This is a genomic window from uncultured Aurantimicrobium sp., from assembly GCF_936931525.1.
Lineage (GTDB): Bacteria > Actinomycetota > Actinomycetes > Actinomycetales > Microbacteriaceae > Aurantimicrobium.
Window position 1 is genome coordinate 1 of record NZ_CAKZII010000101.1, and the last position, 6,021, is coordinate 6,021.

Below are 6,021 nucleotides of genomic sequence, written 5' to 3' on the forward strand. Positions count from 1 at the left end.
CAGCAGCAAATGCGCAGGCCTGTGCTGCGACCTCCGCGCTCGCCGAATTCACGAGTCAGCTCAGTAGCCGGGGGGATGGTGCCATCCGTTGGGCACTGGACTGGGCACTGACGGGCGATAACGCAGCTGCACTTGTTGCTGAAATTTCTCTCGCGGGCAAGCTCGTCAAGGATGCACTCCTGGTAGAACTGGCCGAGGACTATCCCGGTGACCCGGGAATTGTGGTTGCTCTGCTCCTCAACCGAGTAACGCTGACCAAAGGCCAGGCGCTGTATTTGCCTGCCGGAAACATGCACGCCTACATCCGTGGACTCGGTATTGAGCTCATGGCGGCCAGCGACAATGTGCTGCGCGGGGGACTGACCTCCAAGCACGTCGATGTTCCAGAACTACTCTCTGTTGTCAGTGACAAAGTTGTTCCCGTGCCCATCCTTGAACCACTGAATGTAGCTCAGGGCATTGATCTTTTCGTTCCTGATGTGCCCGACTTTGTGCTTGCACACGTCGTCGTCACATCTGGCATGAGTAAATCTGACTCACTTTCACTGACACGTCACGCAATTGTTACGTGCACGGCAGGAAATGTGACAGTAGAAGGTTCTGACAGCTCTGTCGAGCTTGAACAAGGCCAAAATGCCTTTATTTCCGCGGAAGAACGGTCACTTTCCTTCGCTGGTGAGGGTGAACTCTTCATTGCTCTCTAGGGGATAACCCCTTATTTGTTCGCAAAGTCTCCAGCGCGTCTTCAAAGTTTTCAAATCTCGACTTGACGTAAACGAATGACAACGGTGTAATTACTTAGACACGCCATGGTGGCGTGCGTAAGACACCGGGGTGGGAGTTCTTTATGGCACCGGAATATCGCGCAAGCGTTCCAGAGAATTGGTTTGTAGATCCAGTTCGATTGGGAGTTCCAGGAACCCCTTCTTCTCGCAACATTGATGTTGACGACAACCCCCTCGCGTGGCAGGCAGATGCACTCTGTGCACAGACCGACCCCGAGTCCTTCTTCCCTGAAAAGGGTGGCTCCACTCGCGACGCCAAGAAGATTTGCACCTCCTGCGAAGTTCGCAGCGAATGCCTCGAGTACGCCCTCTCTAACGACGAGCGTTTCGGTATCTGGGGTGGCCTGAGCGAGCGCGAACGTCGCAAGCTCCGCCGTCGCGCCTAAGTCACAAACTCCCTGAGTTTCCCAGCCACGCCCGCCCAATTGGGCGGGTTTTTGGCTTCTCCTGCCTAGGCTGGCAAGGATGAAAACGAGAGTTACTGCGATCATCGTTGCCCGCCAGGGCGGCGAGCACCTCGCGCGAACCCTCGACGCCCTGTCTAAGCAAACCAGGCGTCCAGATATCGTCCTTGCCGTCGATAATTCATCCAAGAACAACGCTGCTGCGCAGCTGCAAGCTTTCGGTGCCAGTCAGGTCTTGACCGGGGGCGGTCGTCTCAGCTTCGGTGAAGCTCTCGACGTGGCCGCCAGGGCTTTCCCTGCCGTATCGGGTCCTGACGAATTCCTGTGGTTCCTAGCCCAGGACAGTGCCCCAGAACCTACTGCTCTGGCAGAACTAGTTGGTGCTCTCGAAGTCTCTCCCTCGGTAGCGGTCGTTGGTCCTAAGCAAATGGACTGGGAACGCCCTGACTACATCCGTGAATACGGGTTGACCTTGGCACAGGGTGGTCGCACGATTTCACTCGTCGTGGACGAGCTCGACCAGGCACAACATGACCTCGTTTCTGACGTGATGGGTGTGGGCGCCAACGGCATGCTGGTGCGTCAGCAGGTCTGGGAAGAACTCGCAGGTTTTGATCACCACCTCCGGGTTGTGGATGATGCTTTAGATTTCTGTGTTCGTGCACGTCTTGCCGGTCACCGTGTTTCTGTGGTTCCCACCGCTCAGGTATTGAATGCTGGCGATGGTGTCATTGGTCCTGTTGGAACTGACAGCTATCGTGCGCGTAAGAAGCGTGCTCGTCAGTATCGCTCCGCGGAGCTCTATCGCCGCTTGGTCTATTCCAACGGTGGAGCTTTGTTCTGGCACTGGCTCGGGCTCTTGCCTTCGGCAGTCCTGCGCTCACTGGGTCAACTCCTTGCCAAACGTCCAGGTGCTGTCTCGGGAGAATTCCGAGCTGCATTGTCGGCTGCCTTCTCTGGTGGCTCGGTTGGTCGAGCTCGCAAACTCCTTCGCTCCACACGAGTGGCCTCATGGAACTCTCTTGCGTCCCTTCGTGTGACGCGCGCTGATGTTCGTCGCCGTGAGTCCCTCGCACGCGAAGCTATTCAGCTGCGTGTGCATGGAGAAAAGAAGCCCCTGCATTACTTCTCATCCGGTGGTGCCTGGGTCACACTGATCCTTGCTTTCCTCTCCGTCGGCGGTTTCTCCACGTTGGTGGGTGCAAATGCCCTTGCTGGTGGCGCGCTTTTGCCGCTCGGAACCTCTGTTTCAGAGTTGTGGGCACAGACGCTCTGGGGCTGGCGTGAAGGTGCTTTCAGCGTGGTGGGACCTGCTGATGGTTTTGCTGGCGTCGTTGCCGTTCTTGGAACACTGACTTTCTGGCAGCCCAGCTTCTCACTGGTCATGCTGTGGTTCTTGGCCATGCCATTGGCAGGACTTGGTGCATGGTTGCTGGCAGCTCGTCTGACTCAGCGATCAGGTATTCGTGCCTTCATTGGTTTGGGCTATGGCTTGAGCCCCGCTCTTCTGAGTGCACTGACTGAAGGCCGTCCTGCAGCAGTGGTTGCGCACATCCTTCTTCCTTTCCTCTTCTTTGCTGGCATTCGCGCAGCACGCTCATGGTCAGCTTCGGCAACCACTGCATTGTTGTTTGCTGCAGTAGTTGCCTGTGCACCCTCGCTCACACCTGCGTTGCTGGTGGTCTGGATTGGAACCCTCCTGCTGACTGGGCGCTACGTTCCACGCTTCCTTGCCATTCCCATTCCAGCAGCGGCGATCGTGGCACCGATCGTGATCATTCAAGTGTTAGGTCTCAACCTGTTCGGCCTTGCAGCTGATCCTGGTCCCGCAATCGGAACTGCTACGGCACCTCACTGGCAGCTTGCTCTGGGATTCCCCACCGAGGGTCTGGGCGGCTGGCTCCAAGCAGCGGGATTCTTGCCCTGGGCAAACCCAGTTGCGAGTGTGTGGGTTGCCATCCTTGTGGGCGTGCTGGTTGCGTTGGCATTCGTAGGTCTGTTCTCGCAGTACCCCATCCGCGCTCAGCTCGCTGTCTTTGTCATGGTGCTCGGAATTGTCACCGCGGTCTTTGCCTCTGGTTTCTTTGTCTCCTTCAACGGGGGAGAACCAGTTGCTGTGTGGCCAGGTAATGGCTTGAGCCTGGCGTGGCTGGGACTCATGATTGCTGCTGGCACAGGTGCTTCTATTCTTCGTCGCTTCTCGTTCTATCCCGCAGTGGCCGGCATTGCCGCAGTGACGCTGTTGGCATTGCCTGCTTTGGCAGCATCCAGCCTTGGCAACTCGAAGGTAGTTGCAGGCAATGGGCAGACACTTCCCGCGTATGTCGTGGCGCAAGCAGCCATTGATCCGCAGGTGGGCACCTTGGTATTAACCCCACAACCCGATGGCGGCTTGGGCGCTAACTTGGTTCGCGGAACTGGCATGACCTTGGAATCCACCTCCACGTTTGTCACCTCAGGCGCTGGTTTTGCTCCCCAAGAGCAGATTCTTGCAAACACGGTCAGCAACTTGGCATCGGTCAGTGGCAATGACTCCACTGAAGAACTCACAACTCTCGGAGTTGCCTTTGTTGTTCTGACCCCAGCTCTTGCCGAGGTGGGAGAAAACATCACACCTCAAGCACAAGCAATGTCGGCACGCGTGAAGGCAACACTGGATGCCAATGCGGGTGTGGAGATTGTGGGCAAGACAGATGCCGGTTTGCTCTGGCGTTTCCCCGGATATGACACAGCTTCAATCGTTCCCCTTCAGTCAGCCATGCCTGTTGAACCATGGCTTGTTCTGATTGCGTCCGTCCAGGCATTGATCATTATCTTGACGTTGCTGCTAGCAATTCCAACTGGTGCAGTCATGCCAGATGCACGCCCAAAGCGTCACCTCCCTGGCTTGATAGAAAACGAAGATGAATTGACTCCGGTCGATCCTTTGGCAGGTGATCAAGATGTCGAAAACAACTAAGGCTCTTCGTGCAGGTGTCACAGGTGTCACCGGCATCGTCAGTGCCGGAGCGATTGCGATCGGTATCGCAGCACTCGTGACGGTGCCGCTGCCTGAGTACATTGGAACACCCCCTTCGCTGAGTGTTGCTCCCGTTCCTGCATTGCAGCAACGTGTCTGCCCTGGCCCATTGCTCGAGGTTTCTCCGCAGGCAACCGAAGACATCACGTTCTATTCCACGGGCCAAGCTCAGTACTCGGAAGCATCAAGTGAGAAGAACTTTGATATCTGGTGGCTTGATGCAGTAGATAACCTCAACGACTCTCTCTCTGCAGCGCCAAAGGTCATTTCCGTCCCACCTGCAGAGTCAGCTGATGAAGCACCGTTGCTGGCAGGAAATCAAATAGAGCAGGCTGCTACCGAAGCCCTGTCAGGGCTTGCAGCTGCGTCATGCACCGAACCAGCGAATGATCTTTGGCTGGTCGGTGGTTCTACCGAAGTTGGTCGGACTACGTTGTTGACACTGTCCAACCCCACTGATGTGACCGCTACCGTTTCGTTGGAAGTCTTTACTGAACAGGGCTACATCGATTCCGTTGCTGCCGAAGGCATCATTGTTCTCCCTGGAGAACAGCGCATTCTTTCCCTCGCTGGATACGCTCCTGACGCCATTGCCCCCGTTGTCCGTGTGATGAGCGTGGGCGGACAAATTCTGGCGAATCTTCAGCAGTCCGTGACTCGCACACTCGTTCCCTCAGGTGTGGAGTGGATAGCGCCGGGGTCGGGTGCGGCTACTCAACAAATCATTGCCGGTGTCGTCCTGTCAGGTCAGCACGATCATGACCGTTCTGAAGTCAGCGATGTAACGAGTGATCTTGAACCGGGTATTCGTATTCTTGTCCCCGGTGAGAAGAACAGCGAAGTAACCGTCACGTTGCTCTCGAATGAGGGCAAGAAGGTTGAATTCACTGCCAACCTCTCCGCCAAGAAAGTCACCCAGCTTCCAACTGCAGGTGTCCCTGACGGTGTCTATACGGTCATCATCACTGGGCAGGAGCCACTCGTTGCAGGTGTGCGCACTGTCCAAGACTCAAGTGCAGCCAGCCCACTTCTCGAGGGAACTCCCGCTGCCACTCCAGCACCATCTGCCGCACCTGCACTCATTACTCCTTCCGCGTCAATTGGCGGCGGGGACTTCACCTGGCTTGCGTCAAGTTCCTATCTCACTGACACCGTGTTGATTCCGGTTCCTGTGGGGCCTGCACCAGTGGTTTCCTTCTACAACCCTGCAAACAGGACTGCAGAAGTGACTATGTCGGCACCAGGGCAGAAAGATGTTGTCCTGACAGTGAAAGCCGGAGAAATGGCTAGCGCTCAGCTCGTGGCTGATGCCAAATACACCACCCAAGGAGCCAAGGGGCTTGTTGGTGGAATGACATTTATTGGCAGTGGATTTGGTTCAGCAATTGCCTTGAACCCAGCCAACGTGTTGGGCTCCAGCATTACTGTTTACCCACGCTAAAAAGCTATTAGGGGCGCAAGCGCTCAGGGCCAAGATCCCAGGGGTCTTTGCCAAGGAGTTCTGCCACTGCCCTGAAAACAACGCTTTCAATCATCATTTGGCGGTGAAGTGGGTCATCTTTGTGGAGCTTGCTCATGCGCTGGATGGGAACGCGATAGAGAACAATGCGTCGACGTTCGTGGTCAACCTTCCAACGTTCCACCACCCCGTTGACTTCAACACGAGGAGGGGTGGGTGCCACATCGAAGTGCACATCAGCCAGCTCTTCTGCCCACATGCTGCGCAGGTAATCCACGGTGTGGGCAATGGTGAGCATGAAGGTTTCGTATCGCCCACGAAGTTGGGGCAAGTGGGGACCTGTCACCGGTCCAC

At 56.2% G+C, this 6,021-nt stretch carries 4 protein-coding genes and 1 pseudogene; 4 read left to right on the forward strand and 1 reads right to left on the reverse strand.

Annotated elements, in window-relative coordinates:
- The 4 genes and pseudogenes from Q0362_RS04800 to Q0362_RS04815 form a co-directional block, all read left to right on the forward strand.
- A pseudogene (locus Q0362_RS04800) lies at positions 1 to 704 on the forward strand (mannose-6-phosphate isomerase, class I); the annotation flags it as partial.
- A 143-nt stretch (positions 705 to 847) separates the two neighbouring features.
- Positions 848 to 1,171, forward strand: coding sequence for a WhiB family transcriptional regulator (locus Q0362_RS04805; protein WP_110232887.1), 324 nt, complete (start codon positions 848 to 850; stop codon positions 1,169 to 1,171).
- A 79-nt stretch (positions 1,172 to 1,250) separates the two neighbouring features.
- Entirely contained in the window at positions 1,251 to 4,148 is a 2,898-nt protein-coding gene (locus Q0362_RS04810) for a glycosyltransferase (RefSeq protein ID WP_298120499.1), read from the forward strand.
- Positions 4,132 to 5,649 carry a DUF5719 family protein gene (locus tag Q0362_RS04815; RefSeq protein WP_298120502.1) on the forward strand — a complete coding sequence of 506 codons (1,518 nt, stop codon included), beginning with the start codon at positions 4,132 to 4,134 and terminating at the stop codon, positions 5,647 to 5,649. Before Q0362_RS04810 ends, Q0362_RS04815 begins: the two co-directional genes overlap by 17 nt.
- A gap of 7 nt (positions 5,650 to 5,656) precedes the next feature.
- Here the strand turns inward: Q0362_RS04815 and Q0362_RS04820 are convergent.
- On the reverse strand, positions 5,657 to 6,021 hold a 365-nt coding region (locus tag Q0362_RS04820), incomplete at its 5' end, for a metallopeptidase family protein (RefSeq protein ID WP_298120505.1).